At 38.4% G+C, this 15,591-nt stretch carries 18 protein-coding genes; 10 read left to right on the plus strand and 8 right to left on the minus strand.

Features of this window, described 5'->3' with window-relative positions; all coding sequences use genetic code 11:
• Positions 1-101: 101 nt before the first annotated feature.
• Positions 102-917, minus strand: a complete 816-nt coding sequence (locus tag VB691_RS25580) for an SDR family NAD(P)-dependent oxidoreductase (RefSeq protein ID WP_323294357.1) — start codon at positions 915-917, stop codon at positions 102-104.
• A gap of 630 nt (positions 918-1,547) precedes the next feature.
• Here VB691_RS25580 and VB691_RS25585 point away from each other — a divergent pair.
• From VB691_RS25585 to VB691_RS25610, 6 genes are all read left to right on the plus strand, one after another.
• The gene (locus tag VB691_RS25585) at positions 1,548-2,087 is read left to right on the plus strand and encodes an NADPH-dependent FMN reductase (RefSeq protein WP_323294358.1); all 540 of its coding nucleotides are present in this window, start codon (positions 1,548-1,550) and stop codon (positions 2,085-2,087) included.
• Positions 2,088-2,095: 8 nt separating this feature from the next.
• The gene (gene thiD, locus VB691_RS25590) at positions 2,096-2,905 is read left to right on the plus strand and encodes a bifunctional hydroxymethylpyrimidine kinase/phosphomethylpyrimidine kinase (RefSeq protein WP_323294359.1); all 810 of its coding nucleotides are present in this window, start codon (positions 2,096-2,098) and stop codon (positions 2,903-2,905) included.
• Between the two features lie 38 nt (positions 2,906-2,943).
• Positions 2,944-3,552, plus strand: a complete 609-nt coding sequence (locus tag VB691_RS25595; RefSeq protein ID WP_323294360.1) for a Uma2 family endonuclease — start codon at positions 2,944-2,946, stop codon at positions 3,550-3,552.
• A gap of 124 nt (positions 3,553-3,676) precedes the next feature.
• Entirely contained in the window at positions 3,677-4,072 is a 396-nt protein-coding gene (locus VB691_RS25600) for a hypothetical protein (protein WP_323294361.1), read from the plus strand.
• Between the two features lie 209 nt (positions 4,073-4,281).
• Complete coding sequence (locus VB691_RS25605) at positions 4,282-4,503, plus strand: hypothetical protein (protein WP_323294362.1); 222 nt, start codon at positions 4,282-4,284, stop codon at positions 4,501-4,503.
• Positions 4,481-4,738, plus strand: a complete 258-nt coding sequence (locus VB691_RS25610) for a hypothetical protein (RefSeq protein ID WP_323294363.1) — start codon at positions 4,481-4,483, stop codon at positions 4,736-4,738. Before VB691_RS25605 ends, VB691_RS25610 begins: the two co-directional genes overlap by 23 nt.
• An 80-nt stretch (positions 4,739-4,818) precedes the next feature.
• On the opposite strand, the gene VB691_RS25615 is transcribed toward VB691_RS25610, so the two are convergent.
• Positions 4,819-5,025, minus strand: coding sequence for a hypothetical protein (locus VB691_RS25615; protein ID WP_323294364.1), 207 nt, complete (start codon positions 5,023-5,025; stop codon positions 4,819-4,821).
• Between the two features lie 375 nt (positions 5,026-5,400).
• Here VB691_RS25615 and VB691_RS25620 point away from each other — a divergent pair, with 375 nt between their 5' ends.
• Positions 5,401-7,008 carry a SpoIID/LytB domain-containing protein gene (locus tag VB691_RS25620; RefSeq protein WP_416245553.1) on the plus strand — a complete coding sequence of 536 codons (1,608 nt, stop codon included), beginning with the start codon at positions 5,401-5,403 and terminating at the stop codon, positions 7,006-7,008.
• Between the two features lie 50 nt (positions 7,009-7,058).
• Here the strand turns inward: VB691_RS25620 and VB691_RS25625 are convergent, their stop codons facing one another.
• The 3 genes from VB691_RS25625 to pdxA form a co-directional block, all read right to left on the minus strand.
• Entirely contained in the window at positions 7,059-7,958 is a 900-nt protein-coding gene (locus VB691_RS25625; protein ID WP_323294393.1) for an amino acid ABC transporter substrate-binding protein, read from the minus strand.
• Between the two features lie 157 nt (positions 7,959-8,115).
• Positions 8,116-9,918 carry an EAL domain-containing protein gene (locus tag VB691_RS25630; RefSeq protein WP_323294366.1) on the minus strand — a complete coding sequence of 601 codons (1,803 nt, stop codon included), beginning with the start codon at positions 9,916-9,918 and terminating at the stop codon, positions 8,116-8,118.
• A gap of 293 nt (positions 9,919-10,211) precedes the next feature.
• Entirely contained in the window at positions 10,212-11,324 is a 1,113-nt protein-coding gene (gene pdxA, locus VB691_RS25635) for a 4-hydroxythreonine-4-phosphate dehydrogenase PdxA (RefSeq protein WP_323294394.1), read from the minus strand.
• Between the two features lie 152 nt (positions 11,325-11,476).
• Between pdxA and VB691_RS25640 the strand changes: the two genes are divergently transcribed.
• From VB691_RS25640 to VB691_RS25650, 3 genes are all read left to right on the plus strand, one after another.
• Positions 11,477-11,590, plus strand: coding sequence for a PetM family cytochrome b6-f complex subunit 7 (locus VB691_RS25640; RefSeq protein WP_323294367.1), 114 nt, complete (start codon positions 11,477-11,479; stop codon positions 11,588-11,590).
• Positions 11,591-11,708: 118 nt separating this feature from the next.
• The gene (gene psb28, locus VB691_RS25645; RefSeq protein WP_323294368.1) at positions 11,709-12,083 is read left to right on the plus strand and encodes a photosystem II reaction center protein Psb28; all 375 of its coding nucleotides are present in this window, start codon (positions 11,709-11,711) and stop codon (positions 12,081-12,083) included.
• Between the two features lie 24 nt (positions 12,084-12,107).
• Entirely contained in the window at positions 12,108-13,031 is a 924-nt protein-coding gene (locus tag VB691_RS25650) for a TIGR01777 family oxidoreductase (RefSeq protein WP_323294369.1), read from the plus strand.
• A gap of 18 nt (positions 13,032-13,049) precedes the next feature.
• Here VB691_RS25650 and VB691_RS25655 read toward each other — a convergent pair whose 3' ends face one another.
• From VB691_RS25655 to VB691_RS25665, 3 genes are all read right to left on the minus strand, one after another.
• A complete protein-coding gene (locus tag VB691_RS25655; protein ID WP_323294370.1) occupies positions 13,050-13,490 on the minus strand; it encodes a DUF29 domain-containing protein in 441 nt (146 codons plus the stop codon).
• Positions 13,491-13,829: 339 nt separating this feature from the next.
• The gene (locus VB691_RS25660) at positions 13,830-14,996 is read right to left on the minus strand and encodes a DUF4336 domain-containing protein (RefSeq protein WP_416245560.1); all 1,167 of its coding nucleotides are present in this window, start codon (positions 14,994-14,996) and stop codon (positions 13,830-13,832) included.
• A 130-nt stretch (positions 14,997-15,126) separates the two neighbouring features.
• On the minus strand, positions 15,127-15,486 hold the full coding sequence (locus tag VB691_RS25665) for a hypothetical protein (RefSeq protein ID WP_323294372.1): 360 nt from the start codon (positions 15,484-15,486) through the stop codon (positions 15,127-15,129).
• Positions 15,487-15,591: the final 105 nt, after the last annotated feature.

Here is a 15,591-nt window from a genome sequence, read left to right on the forward strand (position 1 = left end):
GTCTAGTTAAGAGTCTATATGGGAATCCACTCGGCTTTAGCCAGTGGAGGTTCAAGAATCTCCTTACTGTTCGTAAGGAGAGCTTCAAAGGTAGAAACAGGTTATCCGATCAATTCAACCTGTCGCAATTGCGGCGATCGCGGTTTCCGAGAGAGAGGGGCCGCCATTCTGGTAATTTGTTCAATAAACCAAGGGGCCAACCGTTGACACCAAACTGCTAAATGACTTTCCCATCCCACTAAAATCTCTGGGGTGTCTTTTTGTAGTCCTTTAACTAGGGTTTGGGCGACTTTTTTCGGGGAAACGGGCTGCATAAAGCGAAACCAGTCTAAATCTCTTACCATGTCCGTATCGGTGAGAGATGGCAGTAAGGCGACAACACGGACATTATAAGGGGCTAATTCTCCCCGTAAGGCTTGGCTAAAACCTAAAAGGGCGAATTTGGTCGCAGAATAGGTGGCCATGGTAGGGGCGGCAATTTTCCCCATTAAACTCGATACATTGACGATGGTTCCTTCTTTTTGCTTAGCCATGCGTCTTGCTACTAAGCGGGTAATGTTGTAAGTTCCCATTAAATTGACGGAGAGTTCGTCTCTAATTTGGGATAAGTTGGCATGGAGGAAGGATGTTTGATGGGCAACTCCGGCACAGTTAACCAGGAGATGAATGGCCCCATATTCTCGCCAAGCTTGAGCGATCGCCGTACTCACGGCTACGGGTTGGGTAATATCTAAGGGCAGAATGATCACTTCTACTCCCATCGCTTCAATGTCGGCGGCGACATCAGATAGTTTGCCGCCGTTGCGGGCCACTAATAACAGGCGGTTAATGCCTTGCTGGGCTAATTCTAGGGCGATCGCACGCCCAATTCCACGAGAAGCTCCAGTAACTAGCGCGGTTTTTCCTAACAATTTCACGTTGAAGACCTCCTTTTTCAAGGTTTCATGGTGCTAAGCTGCATAATGATTGCATCCTTAACACTTGATTCGGACAGAATAGAGAAAAATTTAGGGCAGAGAGTAGACGGTTAACTTCAGTCAGAATAAAGGTTTTTTCGGGATTTTCAGCTAAATTTCGACAGACACCTCAATCTGCTTTAACCAAAGTTCGTCCAAGGTGGCTTAGCTTATCTGGCCACCGATCTTAACCTGTTGGTTATTTAACTGTTAAATTTGCCGTTGGACATCAAGTCTCTTTCCCCGATTCGACCTGTAGGAAAGAACTACCCTTGAATGTAGCCAGTTGAAAACCTCGTTTATTCTTTCATTCGTCTGGTGTCTAAAATTCTGTAATTATTCGGCAGATAGCACGACCTTAGAGACTAAGCATTGGTTATTGTAGGGCATTGATTGTATGTCTCCTTAATACGAGATTTGACCAAGACGACCTCACTTTACACAGTTTAACACCTAATTCAAAAAATAGCAACAAATCTTCACAATCCTCGCCCTGACTGCCCTCTTGACGTTTTCGATTTGACAAAACTTAATCTTATCTGTTAACTTAAGCATAGCCGTTATGACTTTGTTTTAATTGGAGTAAAAGCCATGGTCAAATTTGCCGCCATCAATGGGAGTTTGCGCCCCAACTCTTACAGTGCCAAAGCTATTCAAGTGGCCATCACCAGGGTAGAAGCATTGGGGGGAGAAGTGGAATTTTTGGACTTACGGGAAATGAACCTACCATTTTGTGATGGAGAGAAGGAATATCCGAAATATCCCGATGTAGAGAAACTTCGTCAAACCGTCAAAGGATCTGATGGATTAATTTTAGCTACCCCAGAATATCATGGCAGTGTGAGCGGGGTAATCAAAAATGCCTTAGATTTGATGAGTTTTGAGGAATTATCGGGAAAAGTAACGGGTGTAATCAGCGTTTTAGGGGGACAACCTAATAGTAATGCCCTCAATGACTTAAGAGTAATTATGCGCTGGGTACATGGTTGGGTAATTCCCGAACAAATTGCCATTGGCCAAGCTTGGCAAGCTTTTAATGAAGAAGGGAAGCTATTAGATGAAAAATTATCAGAACGGTTTGATCATTTTGCCATGAGTTTAGTCGAGAATACAAGAAAGCTAAGATCTTGAAAAAAACGATGAAAAGTCATCAAATTTGTCCCCCTGTTGCCCTAAGCATTGCGGGATCTGATAGTGGTGGAGGTGCGGGCATTCAGGCCGACTTAAGAACTTTCGCCTTTCATCAGGTTCATGGAATGAGTGCGATCGCCTGTGTCACTGCTCAAAATACCCTAGGGGTGACGCACGTCGTTGCCCTGAGTGTTGAGATGGTTAAGGCGCAAATTGAAGCCGTTATGGTCGATATTGGGGCGCAGGGGGTAAAAACGGGGATGCTTTTCAATTCAGACATTATCAAAACTGTAGCGCAAGCAGTCTCAAACTGGTCAATTCAGCAATTAGTTGTTGATCCGGTTATGGTATCTCGAACAGGGGCTAAATTATTAGATGATCAGGCGATCGCCGCTTTAAAATATGAGTTGATCCCCAAAGCTTTAATTGTCACACCTAACCGCTATGAAGCCCAAATATTGAGTAGTTTAGCGATTAATACCCTAGATGATATGAAAAAAGCTACCGAAATTATTTATCAATTAGGGGCAAAGTTTGTGTTAGTAAAAGGAGGAGGCATGGCTGAAGAATTACAGGGGGTTGATGTTTGGTTTGATGGCAAAACTTGGGAGATTTTAAGCATAGAAACCATTGAAACCAAGAATACTCATGGGACAGGGTGTACCCTTTCTGCTGCGATCGCGGCTAATTTAGCATTAGGAAAAGAGCCTTATTTAGCTGTAGTTGACGCTAAAAATTATGTAACGACTGCCCTTAAATATTCTCTTGATATTGGCAAGGGAACGGGGCCGGTGGGTCATTTTTTTCCCTTGTTATAATTTAATTATCAGTCTGTAAATTTATTATTTATAATTCCATGACAACCACTAAACTTAAATCGAAACTAACCTTTGAGGAGTTTATTACTCAACTTCCTGATGAGGAATATCGTTATGAGTTAATTGATGGAGAAATTGTGCGAAGTTTACCCACCAGACAACATGAAACCATCGCAGAACATATTACTGATTTATTCAAGGAAGAAGTCAAACGAGCCTCTTTAAATTACTGGGTTTCTGGCAGAATAGTCATTAAAACAATAACAGAAAATAGCAAAGAACAAGGTCGTCATCCTGATGTTACTGTTGTTAATAAAACTTTGTGGGAGTCCTATCCAACTTCTTACGCAGCACTTACTGATCCCCCTCAAATTGCTGTTGAAGTAGTATCAACTAATTGGGAAGATGATTATGTCGATAAGTTCGCCGAATATCAACGATTTGGTATTGCAGAATATTGGATTGTAGATTATCTTGCGATTGCCAGTCGTTATTATTTAGGAAATCCCAAAGAACCGACTATTTTTGTTTGTGTATTGGATGATCAAGGAACTTATCAAATGAATGCTTATCGAGGAGATGATGAGATTATTTCACCCACTTTTTCAGAGTTAAAAGTTACTGCAAAACAAATTTTTTGTGCGTAAATTTTCCTAAAAATAGCTAAATTTGAGACTAATTTATTAGATGAGATGGTTAATGTGATCGGGATCACTGATTATTAATCCCTAAAGCCTGAAAATTAGATTACAAAAATCAGTTTCTTCTACAATGGCTAATAAGGAAAACAAAGCAAAAGCTAGAGCAGTAAGATTAGAAAAAAAGGCTAGAGAAGCAAGATTCAAATTGGAAGCTACAGCAGCAAGATTAGAAAAAAAGAAAAACTCAAACTATTACCTCAATCAATATCGTAAAGAAAAACAAGAACAAGCTAATCATGAATTAAATAAAAGATTGGGTATCAAATCCCAAAAACCTAAGCCTGATAAGAAAAAATTCAACGAAGAAGAAATATCTGCTCTAGATAGTGTTGGCAACCTGCTAGGTAATTTATTAATAATTAGCCTTATTTTTGTTTCAATTGGCTATATAAGCTGCGATAAGAAAATAGGTTCTGGATTATCCGGTATCTTTATGACTTTAGCTGAATGTAGTCAAAAACGATAGCCTTTAATAGTGTGGTCTGCTCCGCAGTAGCTTAGATTGAAGAATGAAACTCAACATTTAGGTTAATCCTAAAAAGATGGGTTATGACAGATTTATATTGTTGATTATAATTTAGAACTGATTGCCGTCTAACCCATTCTACAGGACTATAACTTAGATTTTACGATATAATATCTATATCGTTATCAATCTAAAACATAAGTTTTTCTATGACTACCTTGATAGAAATTGAAGCAGCTATTAAACAATTGTGTGAAGGGGATGCTCGTCAACTTTCAGTCTGGTTACAAGAATATTTAGAGCAGATGTGGGATCAGCAAATTGAAGCCGATCTAGTATCAGGAAAACTAGACAAGTTACTTGCCAAAGTAGAGACAGATATTGAAACGAACAAAGTGAGAGATCTTGATGAAATCCTTCACAACACCTGACTTTTGGCAAGGGTATGCACAGTTAACACCAGAAATGAAAGAACAAGCCCAAAAAGCCTATCAACTTTGGCAAGAAAACCCCCGACATCCTTCTTTGCACTTCAAAAAAGTGGGCAAAAATCTCTGGTCTGTGCGTGTCAGTATCGGTTATCGAGCGTTGGCCTTAAAAAAGGGTGATTATTATTATTGGTTCTGGATCGGTGTTCATGACCAATACGAATCTCTATTGAATTAACTATGTTATAAAAATAAACCTAGACGTAACAATAATGTTGTCTAGGATTATTCTAAATCATTTAACTTTTGCCTAATTAGTTAATAACTATCATCAGCAACAGCCTTACGTAAAGCCAACCTTAAATTAAGTTGATTAAGTTGATCAGCCAAAGTTTGTCTAAGCTTCAAATCAATGGTTTTTGTGGCTAAAATATCTGATGCTTTTTGTCGTGCAAAAGCACTACTTAAAAGATCTCCGGTTTCAATTTTCTGAATCAATTGATAAACTTCGCTTAAATTAATCATTGTCATACCCTCTTAACTAAAGTCCGTCTTGGTTGCTATCAAGCTTGGTTGCTGTTTACAATATCTACAAAGCTATTGCCATCTATTCCAGATTTTCGGAAAAAATGAATCAAGCCAACAAGAAGAAAAGCCGCCCTTACATCAATCTTAACAAATATTTAAAATTATAGTAAACCGGAGAAAATACAGAAAATGCAACAAATCTGCTGAGAATTACGTCAGGCAGTTTCGACACATTCGGGATTCTCTTAGCTATCATGATCCTAAACGATCAACCGTAGTCATCTGACTAATCTATGCTGATTTCAGCAGATTCTGATATAAACAATAACAAAGCGTAAAACAGCGAGCCTATTTATATAGCTCAATATGCAAATGACCAAGACTGATCAACCCGTTAGGGGCAAACACCTACTAATTACCCTATTTTCCCTGCCTTTGCTCCTGGGAGGAGTTTTCAGTCCCCCCGCAACGGCCAAAGATATTGAGCTACAGGTGGGAATCATACAACGATTTGGGGAAGCTCAAAAAGAGCAGATGTCCATTGCTGCTACCAATGGCGATACATTAACGATCAAGTTTCAAGACGCTAATGGACAGACGCAAACCCTGTCTAGCAACCAACTCACCCTCAATGTTATCAAACAATCTTTGCCCCAATCTTTGCTGAAAGAATATATTGTTCTCAGCGATCATGCGACTTTTGAAACCGCAGAAGATAGTGCTAACCAATGGAAAGCCAAGGGGATAAAAGTCGAAGTTACCCAACCAGAAAGATGGCAAGTTTGGGCAAAAAGAGATGTCTATGAAACCCCTTTATTACGTCGTTGGTTACTGCAAAATCTCAAAGCTAAAGGGTTTAATCAACCTTACTTAGAATCAGCTATTTTAGCCAGCAAATCTCAAGCCAGTTTTACGGTTGCGGGTAAACAATATAGTAGTGATTATGTAGAAATTATTGCTAGTAAAAACCCGATTCAAGTGAGTCATTCCAAGGAAAAAACGCGGAGCTATGGGGGCAGTTTAAAGCTTCAACGTAATGCTTATGGAACCTATACATTAGTCAATAATATTCCCTTAGAAACCTATCTGAGAGGCGTTGTTCCTCACGAAATTGGGCCCAATGCCCCAGAGAATGCAGCGAAAGCGCAAACCATTATTGCTCGTACCTATGCTTTACGAAATTTACGACGGTTTAAGGCAGATAATTATGAACTTTGTGCTAATACTCACTGTCAAGTTTATTACGGTTTGAGTGAAACCAGTGCCAAGGCCGATAAAGCGATCGCAGCAACAAAAGGGTTAGTTTTAACTTATGAAAATGAGTTAGTAGATGCTCTTTATTCTTCTACTACAGGGGGTGTAACAGCCAGTTTTAATGATGTATGGAATGGGGATGAAAGGCCTTATTTAAAAGCCGTGATTGACTCTCCTCAAAAAATTTGGGATCTCTCTCAAAAATCCTTAGCAGATGAACAAGATTTTCGGAATTTTATTAGTTTACAAAATGGATTTAATGAGACAGGGAGAAATGTTTTTCGTTGGAATAAACAAGCTACTCTAGCAAGTTTAACTAAGGATTTACAAAAATATTTAGAAAGGCGAAAACATCCCTTAGCTAATTTGAAAACTATTAAATCAATGGAGGTAACAGAGAGATCCCCTTCTGGACGTATTTTAACAATGATGATAGAAACAGATCAGGGAAGGTTAGACTTACATAAAAATGAAGTTCGTAGTGCTTTTGGTCCCCCAAGAAGTACCCTTTTCTATCTAGAACCTATCTATAATGGACAAAAACAATTAACAGGTTATGCCTTTGTTGGGGGTGGATTTGGCCACGGGGTTGGTATGAGTCAATTTGGGTCTTATAATTTAGCACAATTGGGTTGGAGTCCCGATAAAATTCTAGCTTTTTATTATCCAGGCACTAAAATTCAAACCCTGAATAATTCAATTGTTTTCTGGAACGAAACCGAATAAAATAGGTGGCAACCTCCTAGGGTTGCCCCAAATATACTTGATCTTTTGATTTAATTGCCAATTAAAGGAATCCATTCATAACTATCAACAATTCCCTGAAAATAATCATTAATTGCTTCCCGTGAATAAGGAGTTACGCCTTTTTCTTCCCCAAACCACTTTTCATAAATTGCCACTTGCTCCGGTTGATCACTAACAATACCTTCCATAAATTTCACTAAACTATAATTAACAATTCCTCGCCAAGCAGATTCATCTTCAGGAATCATACAAGCATAAGCCTCATAAACATAGGGAAATTCTGGAACCACTTCTAAACTATTAGGATTCTTATTTTCTAATCTTAATCCTTGTAAAACAATGCCATCTCCTGCCATAGCTTCAATTTCACCTTTATTGAGCTTATCTAAGCCATCATTTTGATCTTTAATGGGGATAATTTTGGCCGCAGGTTGTTGACGTTTAATTGCTTGTTCATTGGTAGTATTAAGAATCACGCCTATTTTTCGGCCAGCTAAAGATTCAATGGTTCCTAAATCACTGCCTTTTTTTACTAAAATTTTAGTACCACTAGCAAAATAACTCACGGTAAAATCAACAGATTTATCCCGTTCCCAAGTAAACGTACTAGAGGCGCATTCAATATCAATTTCTCTATTTTTAATCTTATCAAAGCGATTTTGGGGCGTGACTTCGACTAATTTTAGTTTAATCGGCTTGCCTAGTTTTTTTTCTACATCTTGCCGAATAATTTCAAGAATATCAATCGAATAACCAACCCATTGCCCTTTTTCATTGACATAGCCAAAGGGAATAGCATCTTTACGAGTTCCTGCTGTAATCACTCCCGTTTGTTGAATTTTTTCTAAAATTCTACCAGCCCAACTAGGGAGTTGATAGGTTGTTGTTAATAGTAAGGTTAATACCAATAGAACTAATTTTTTTCCCATCATTTCTTTCCTCAACATATTGTTAGTAAGATAGACTGAAAAGATGGAGACTAAGTTTCAACTAAACACACTTTAATCCCTGTAGGGGCAATGGCACCGTCTTTGGCCAAAAATCAGACCAAATTAATAGGCAATGGGTAAATCTGTCTTTATTTGCTTAAGAAGCAACAACTCGACCATGATATAAGGATAAAAAGCTTGTAGCTTCTTGTTGAGTAAGGGGATGACTTAACAAATATCCTTGCATTTCTAGACAGTCTAAATTGCGTAATAAGTCTAGTTGTTGCTGAGTTTCTACGCCTTCAGCAACGACTCGTAAATCTAAACTTTTCCCCAAGGCAATAGCAGCAGCAATGACGGCAATACTTTCAGGGGTTTCTGTTAGTTCTTTGATGCAAGATTGAGCAATTTTTAGGGTTCCAAAGGGAAACTTCGGCAGATGATTAAGACAGGAATAACCACTGCCAAAATCATCCATAGACAAATAAACGCCCAATTCTCTTAAGTCGTGTAAAACTTGATGGGCCATTGCTGGGTTATTCAGTAAAAATTTTTCCGTAATTTCTAATTCTAACCAATGGGGAGCAAGTTTTGTTTCTCCTAAAACTTGCTTTACCATCTTGATAAAATTAGGATCTTCTAATTGTCGAGGAGACAAATTCACTGAAATGGGAAAAGCGAGTAAGCCCCGATCTTGCCAAGCTTTATTTTGATAGCAAGCTTGCCTTAAAATCCATTTGCCTATTCCTAAAATTAAATCGGTTTGTTCGGCTAGAGGAATAAATTTTTGAGGAGATATTTGACCCAAATTTGGATGATTCCAGCGAACTAGAGCTTCAATTCCAGAAACTTCTCCCGTCTCTATTTTGATTTGAGGTTGATAGTAAAGTATTAATTCTTCTTGTTCTAATGCTTGTTGTAATGCGGTTTTTGCTTTTAATAATTTAGACGCTTTGGGATCAATGGTTAACTGACAAGATTTATCGGGAATTTTGAGTTGTTTTTTTTTATTTAATAAGGCCACTTCTGCCTTTCTTAAAAGGGTTTTAGCATCCTGTCCCTCTTGAGGATATATTGCCTGACCAATGCTATATTCTAAGTATAATTGATGTTCCAAAATATGCAAAGGCTTACTAATATTAGTCATAATCCTTTGCATAATTTTTTCAAGATCGTCTAACTGACTAATTTTTGGAAAAAGAAGGACAAATTCATCATCTCCCCATCGCGCCACAATATCACTATTTCTTAAACTAGAATCTAAGCGTTTTGCTACCTCTTGTAAGATTTGATCGCCCACAGGATAACCCCAATTTTTATTAATTGCCTTAAAGTGATTAATATCTAACAACATCACCACCAGGAAAGATTGGCATTGACTAGCATTTTTTAACCCGATAGAGAGATATTCTTTAAAGAGTATACGGTTAGGTAACTTCGTGAGAGGATCTTGATATTCTTGAGCTTGTAAAGTATCTTTGGGATTCAAAATTTCAGCAGAAATAATGTCTAAATTAGTTTCGGAAAAATTAATATTATTTTGGATTTCTAAAGCATTTTTATCAAGTTGAGTTGATTTTATGGCATCTAGATCAATCACCGTATTAGACAACTCATTAAGGGCATAATAAGTCGCATTGACTTCACAACCAAAGTTAACTAAATCACCACTTTTAAGCTCTTTAAGTACGCATTTTTGTCCGTTGACATAAATCCCATTGCGGCTTTTCTTGCTGTCCAAATCTCCGTCAAGAATCCAATAACAATATTCGTTAGTCACACGATTTTTGCGTCGCATTAAAGTTCCATGATGACGGGAAGCTTGGTGAGAATTAATGACAATTGAATTTTTAGGATGTCTGCCAATAGAATAGCTTTCTTCTTGTAAGGAAATTGTTTGACGATATTTTTTGTCTTCAATAATGAGGAGATGGCGAACTTGTGGTTGAAAATTATTCATGATGGTATTTAGGTAGATTATAACAAAGATAAAGTGTTACCAATAAGAATATCAATGACAAGTCAGGGGGTATTTTTGTTTGAAATTGTGCATAATTGTCAAAACAGATTATTCAAAACGGGACAGTTGCCATACATTTTAAAAAGTTATATTTTATTATGGGTGATTATAAGTTAAGTTGGTTTGATCAAAACCTCACTAATTCAGTGATCACAGTCACTTCTCAACAAGATTAGTTAAACATTATGACAAAATTGGACAGATATTTTGCTCTAATGTTCGACTTTATTTTTCTATCCTATTTTTGTCAGTCGTTGCTGAGTTAATTCAGTCCCTAATTTAATCGCTTCTTTCAAACTGGTGGCTTTAGCAATACCCTTCCCTGCAATATCAAACGCAGTTCCGTGATCGGGAGAAGTCCGAATAAATGGTAAGCCAATTGTTGTATTAATCGCTTGCTCGAAGGCCATTAATTTAACAGGAATTAAACCCTGATCGTGATAAAGGGCTAAGTAAGCATCGGCTGAATTATTAAGTGTTAAACTATCTTTATGGCTTGAATCATAATGATTTTGCCCATCTTGAGATAAATTTCCATACCAAGCTTTTGCCGGATTTACCCACATAGTATCAGGGGGAACTAAGCCCACTAATTGTACATTAGGGCGTTGTTTTTGTTCCGTTGCTAACCAAGACAATAACCAGTCTTTTTCTTCTGTTCCTAATTGTCCATTTTCTCCACTATGAGGGTTTAAACCAGCAATGACAATTTTGGGATCTTTTAGGGCAAAATCTTCTTGTAAACAGTTAATTAATAAATCTAGTTTCAGAGACATCAATTGAGGGGTTAAAGTTTGAGAAACTTGATTTAAAGGAATATGAGTGGTGACTAATAAAGTGCGTAATATCCAACCAGTATAAGGCGATCGCCCCACAAATAACATCCCAAACTTTTTAACTCCGGTCTTGTCTGCTAAAACTTCCGTTTGTCCAGGATAATTGTACCCTGCGGCCTTCCAACAAGATTTGGCAATGGGGGCCGTGACAATACCCTGAAATTCCCCGCTAAGGGTGTGAGCGATCGCGGTGTCAAGATAGGCAAAACTCGCTTCCCCACTGGCAGCATTGCCTTGGCCTGGGATAATCTGAGCTTGGGTGCTAGGATCGAGAGGAATGTCTAGAATAGAAAAGGTATCAGGATCGGCTATCGGTTGCCCCATTTTCCCTAACTGTTGGTAGGTTTGTACAAGCAGCGATCGCGTGCCAATAACCGTTAAATCGCAGGTTTCCGTCAGGGTGGGATCAACTAAAGCCTTAAGGATGATTTCTGCGCCAATTCCGGCGGGATCGCCCATTGTAAGGGCTAAATGGGGACGCTTAGGGGTGAGAGAATTAGAGGATTTCATCAAGTTTGTTGCCTTCCTGTTTTATAATACTTAAAGTAATGGATTAATTTCAGCTAAGGATTTGCAAAAATTTCCCTTCTGGGTAACTTCAATGATAGGCTGAAACCATCAAGCAATTATCTTTGTTTATTCACTAAGTTAGGAGAACCAAAATGACAGCAGAAAGTATGATGTTTAATGGAGCTATTTTATTAATGGTTTTGGTACTTCTAGGGTTAGCTTGGGGATTTCTTCTCCTCAAAATTCAAGGGGGAGAAGCCGAATAACTGCCTAATCCTTGGGAGGAAGAATATTTTTATTCTCCTCCTAGTTTAACAATTGTTTTTGACATTCTAATTTTCAATCTATTGAGGGAAGTCACTGTCATGACTTCAAGTTTTAATTATGACTGATCTTACTCCTTCCATCGAATTTTTTGTCGGTATTTCTGAAGAATTAAGTAATGTGAGTTTACGCCGCAGTAAAGAAAAGGGTATTCGTAACGTTTTACTGATTTTTGAAAAGTTAAAATCCCTCGAAAAGTTTAAAAGTTATACCACCCAAACTTATGGGGATTTACGGTTAATTGATAGTGAGGGCGAAATTAGCGTCAAACCTTCCTCTTTAAGAATTATTTGGGGAGGGGATGAAGGGGATGATCTCAAACAGGTTGAATGTGGCTTTGAGATTGAACAAGACGACCACTGGGAACGTTTTATGCGCTTTATGACTCGTTATGCAGAAGCGAACGGTATGAGCTATCAAGATAGCCAAAAATAGTTAGTTTAATTCATTATTTATTCCATGAAAATTGCAATTACTGGTGCCACCGGATTTGTCGGACAAAAATTAGTTAATAGCTTAAAAAGTGAGGGTCATCAATTATTGATTTTCACCCGAAATATTAATCATGCCCAAAAAATTTATCCGGCTTCTAGCTTTCCTAATGTGGAAATTGTTGCCTATACACCCACGGAATCAGGAGATTGGCAACAGAGGATTTCAGGGTGTGATGGGGTGGTTAATTTAGCAGGGGAACCTATTGCTGAAAGGTGGACTTCTGAGCATAAAAAAGCCATTTTAGAAAGTCGTCAATTAGGGACGAGAAAAATTGTAGAAGCGATTGCAAAAGCTGAGGTTAAACCCTCGGTTTTAGTTAATCCTTCAGCTATTGGTTATTATGGCACTAGCGAAACCAAAACCTTTGATGAAAATAGTCTTCCTGGGAATGATTTTTTAGCAGAAGTTTGTCAAGCTTGGGAGACTGAAGCGAAACAACTAACCCAAACGAACGTTCGTTTGGTAGTTTTACGGTTTGGGATTGTTTTAGGGGATGGTGGGGCATTAGGGAAGATGATTCCCCCTTTTAAAATATTTGCGGGTGGCCCTTTAGGGAATGGTCGTCAATGGTTTTCTTGGATTCATATTGATGATTTAGTTCGGTTAATTAAAGAGTCTTTGACCCGTTCAGGAATTAAGGGAACTTTTAATGCGACTGCCCCAAATCCTGTCCGAATGAACCAATTATGTCAGACTTTGGGAGAAGTTATGAATCGACCTTCTTGGTTGCCTGTCCCTGATTTTGCCTTAGAAATGTTATTAGGAGAAGAGTCAATTGTTGTTTTAAAAGGACAGCAAGTTTTACCGAAAGAAACCCAAGCTTTAGGCTTTGAATATCAATATCCAACCCTTAAATCAGCTTTAATGGATATTGTTCCTCAGATGTGAGTAATATCGTTTTTCTTATTAACTCAGCAAGTCTTCTAAGCTATAGGGGCATTGCTTAGGTAAACTGATTTCATATTCAGCCTCTACAATCCTGACCGCATCTTTGTATATTCCTTCAAACTGCTTTTCAAGTTTTGGTTTCATACTTGGGGCAAATTTGCGAGTCATACCTACCTTAAATGCGATGACCTCAGACTTCCACTTATTACGGCATTCAGGCAAAGGAACATAGTCAATCTTTAAAAGATGTTCAATTTGTCTCATCAGTAAACTGACAACGGCATTGTATTCACTACGTCCCAAGGCTTCGATCTCCTCAATAATATTGTCCCAATCTAAATTCTCTAAATGTTTCAATTCATGATGGGTATTCACAAGCTCTCGTAACGCCTGGGCTTGTTCTATTGTCCATTGATGGTAATCTTTTTCGTAAGTAAGAGCAATGGCTGTCTGACTCATGGGGTAAACTCCTATTAAGTTATCAGAGAGGGCGTATGCCATACAACCCTACGTCCCAATTTGTCCGCTTGTAGGGGCGCAATGCTTGCGCCCTCTGGTTTACACCTTCAGCTTAGCTTGATTTAATGGAACATTAACTAACATTTTGGCATAATATAGCAATCCTAGATGATTTGTGAGAAAATTAGGAGGAGGATTTAACAGTGTTAAATCCCTACAATGGTGTATTTGTAGGGACATAATACCATTATGTCCTAGTATATTTTTGCTTCTCACATATCATTACTGATTGCTATATTTCCTCAAGAACCAAATTAACCGATTTAACTCCTCACTCCTTCACTTAACAGGGGGAGTAATGCCGCGTTTTGTTAAGGTTTGAGCAATATCTCGAATTAATTGAAAATCTTCTATGTCTAAAGTCTGATTATCATGACGCAGGAAATCAAAAGCTTCTCGAAACTGTGCCGAATTTCCTTCAATTGGGGCCGTAAAATGACAAGAAATAATCCGTTTAAAGCCCCATTTTGACACATGATCAACCCAACTTAATACTTCAAATTTCCCTCGGTTAAAAATTACCCCTTGTAAAATCGGAGCAACTAATAAATGATTGTGCTGTAATCTCTCAAAAGAAGATTTCCACCTATCATCCCATTGAAACGGGAATAAGCCAAAATAAGCTTTAGGAGAACGATCAGGGGCTTTTAGGGCATCTTTAAACACCTGTCCCCACTTGACTACCCCTAACGCCCCAGGACGAAAATAAAGGGCAAATAAGACAATTCTTTGCCATCCTTTAAGACGGTTTTCTGGAGTATCTTCAATGACTTCTAATCCATTATTTCGGGCATGAAATAACAAAGGATAAGGATCAATTTGTACAATATTAGGGGGATTTTGGGGAATAGAAATGATAGAATCTGTGACTAATAAAGTTTGCGATCGCTTGTGATAAAAAGCCACTTCTTCAAAAGGCCCTAATCCTAAATTAATCGGCCCTAAGATTTCATAGTCAAATTCATCCCCAAAGGGAGTCTGACGGCTATCTAAGGGCAGTTTCTGAGTCCGTCCGAGAGGAAACCCTAACCAACTTAACGGTAAGTTTAGGGGAAAACTCCACTGATGAGGAGAGACAAAAACTTGAGCTTGGGGAAAACATCTCGCAAAGGGGCCGACAAAAACTTTATGTTCGATTCCGGAAACGGTGGGCAAGATGATGTATCTAATATTGCCGTGGTTCATCTCTAACTCATTGACCAGACGAAGACATTCTGGGGTTGGTGCAACGGGAGCATAAACTAAAAGCCCCCCTGATGCGAGTTTCACCACCGTCATGCGAATGGGAACAACGACATAAAGAATACCTTGGAGTTGTTCAAATGTCCAAATTGTATCTTTAACAACTTCTTTACGGAGAGTCCGCCGTTTACCATAGGGATACAGAGGCACTACCGGCCAGAAAGGCCAAGATAAATCTTGAGAACGAATCGGGACATCAGTTATTTGTGTCTGTGTTCTCTTTTCCGCGCTGCCCACTGAATTATCCCCCCAATTCCCAATATTTAGGAAATTATAGCGGTTTTCGGTGGCAATAATTTGCGGATTTTCTGAGTTCTAAATTGTGTTTAATGACTTAATGTTTCACCAATTCAGTAAATTCATAAGTTTCTTCCTCAATTTGCTGATATTTTGCTTGAGCTATCTTCAGCTTTAAAAAACCACCTAATCCGGCTAATCCCAGGACACATAAAATAATTAAGGGCTGAGGCACGGGAACATGGATTAAGGAATCATTAATTTCTAGGGCCTTTGTCGAGGAGGGAATTAAGGCATTGGCTTGGATAAATTCGGTTGTCGTTAGATCTGAGTTTTTATTTTCAGCCTGATTCGGGAGATTTTGGGACAGATCAGAACTAAAAGCAGATTGATTACCGAATGCTAAAACTAGGGTAGTAAAAGCAGTCAAAATCTTTACTTTATTTATATTTTTCATCGTAAATTAAAAGTGTGTTTGGTCGAATTGTATGTAATGGTTTGGATGACCCCCCTATTCTTTATGAATGCTTTAGATTTGTCGGGGAATTGCCCTTGACTCTCC

The organism is Crocosphaera sp. XPORK-15E (assembly GCF_034931425.1).
GTDB lineage: Bacteria > Cyanobacteriota > Cyanobacteriia > Cyanobacteriales > Microcystaceae > UHCC-0190.

What these genes read in the sequence shown, in the direction of transcription:
- VB691_RS25585 (WP_323294358.1), top strand. Translation starts at nt 1,548, where the DNA reads ATGGTCAAATTTGCCGCCATCAATGGGAGTTTGCGCCCCAACTCTTAC.
- thiD (WP_323294359.1), top strand. Translation starts at nt 2,096, where the DNA reads ATGAAAAGTCATCAAATTTGTCCCCCTGTTGCCCTAAGCATTGCGGGA.
- VB691_RS25595 (WP_323294360.1), top strand. Translation starts at nt 2,944, where the DNA reads ATGACAACCACTAAACTTAAATCGAAACTAACCTTTGAGGAGTTTATT.
- VB691_RS25600 (WP_323294361.1), top strand. Translation starts at nt 3,677, where the DNA reads ATGGCTAATAAGGAAAACAAAGCAAAAGCTAGAGCAGTAAGATTAGAA.
- VB691_RS25605 (WP_323294362.1), top strand. Translation starts at nt 4,282, where the DNA reads ATGACTACCTTGATAGAAATTGAAGCAGCTATTAAACAATTGTGTGAA.
- VB691_RS25610 (WP_323294363.1), top strand. Translation starts at nt 4,481, where the DNA reads ATGAAATCCTTCACAACACCTGACTTTTGGCAAGGGTATGCACAGTTA.
- VB691_RS25615 (WP_323294364.1), bottom strand. Translation starts at nt 5,025, where the DNA reads ATGATTAATTTAAGCGAAGTTTATCAATTGATTCAGAAAATTGAAACC.
- VB691_RS25620 (WP_416245553.1), top strand. Translation starts at nt 5,401, where the DNA reads ATGACCAAGACTGATCAACCCGTTAGGGGCAAACACCTACTAATTACC.
- VB691_RS25625 (WP_323294393.1), bottom strand. Translation starts at nt 7,958, where the DNA reads ATGGGAAAAAAATTAGTTCTATTGGTATTAACCTTACTATTAACAACA.
- VB691_RS25630 (WP_323294366.1), bottom strand. Translation starts at nt 9,918, where the DNA reads ATGAATAATTTTCAACCACAAGTTCGCCATCTCCTCATTATTGAAGAC.
- pdxA (WP_323294394.1), bottom strand. Translation starts at nt 11,324, where the DNA reads ATGAAATCCTCTAATTCTCTCACCCCTAAGCGTCCCCATTTAGCCCTT.
- VB691_RS25640 (WP_323294367.1), top strand. Translation starts at nt 11,477, where the DNA reads ATGACAGCAGAAAGTATGATGTTTAATGGAGCTATTTTATTAATGGTT.
- psb28 (WP_323294368.1), top strand. Translation starts at nt 11,709, where the DNA reads ATGACTGATCTTACTCCTTCCATCGAATTTTTTGTCGGTATTTCTGAA.
- VB691_RS25650 (WP_323294369.1), top strand. Translation starts at nt 12,108, where the DNA reads ATGAAAATTGCAATTACTGGTGCCACCGGATTTGTCGGACAAAAATTA.
- VB691_RS25655 (WP_323294370.1), bottom strand. Translation starts at nt 13,490, where the DNA reads ATGAGTCAGACAGCCATTGCTCTTACTTACGAAAAAGATTACCATCAA.
- VB691_RS25665 (WP_323294372.1), bottom strand. Translation starts at nt 15,486, where the DNA reads ATGAAAAATATAAATAAAGTAAAGATTTTGACTGCTTTTACTACCCTA.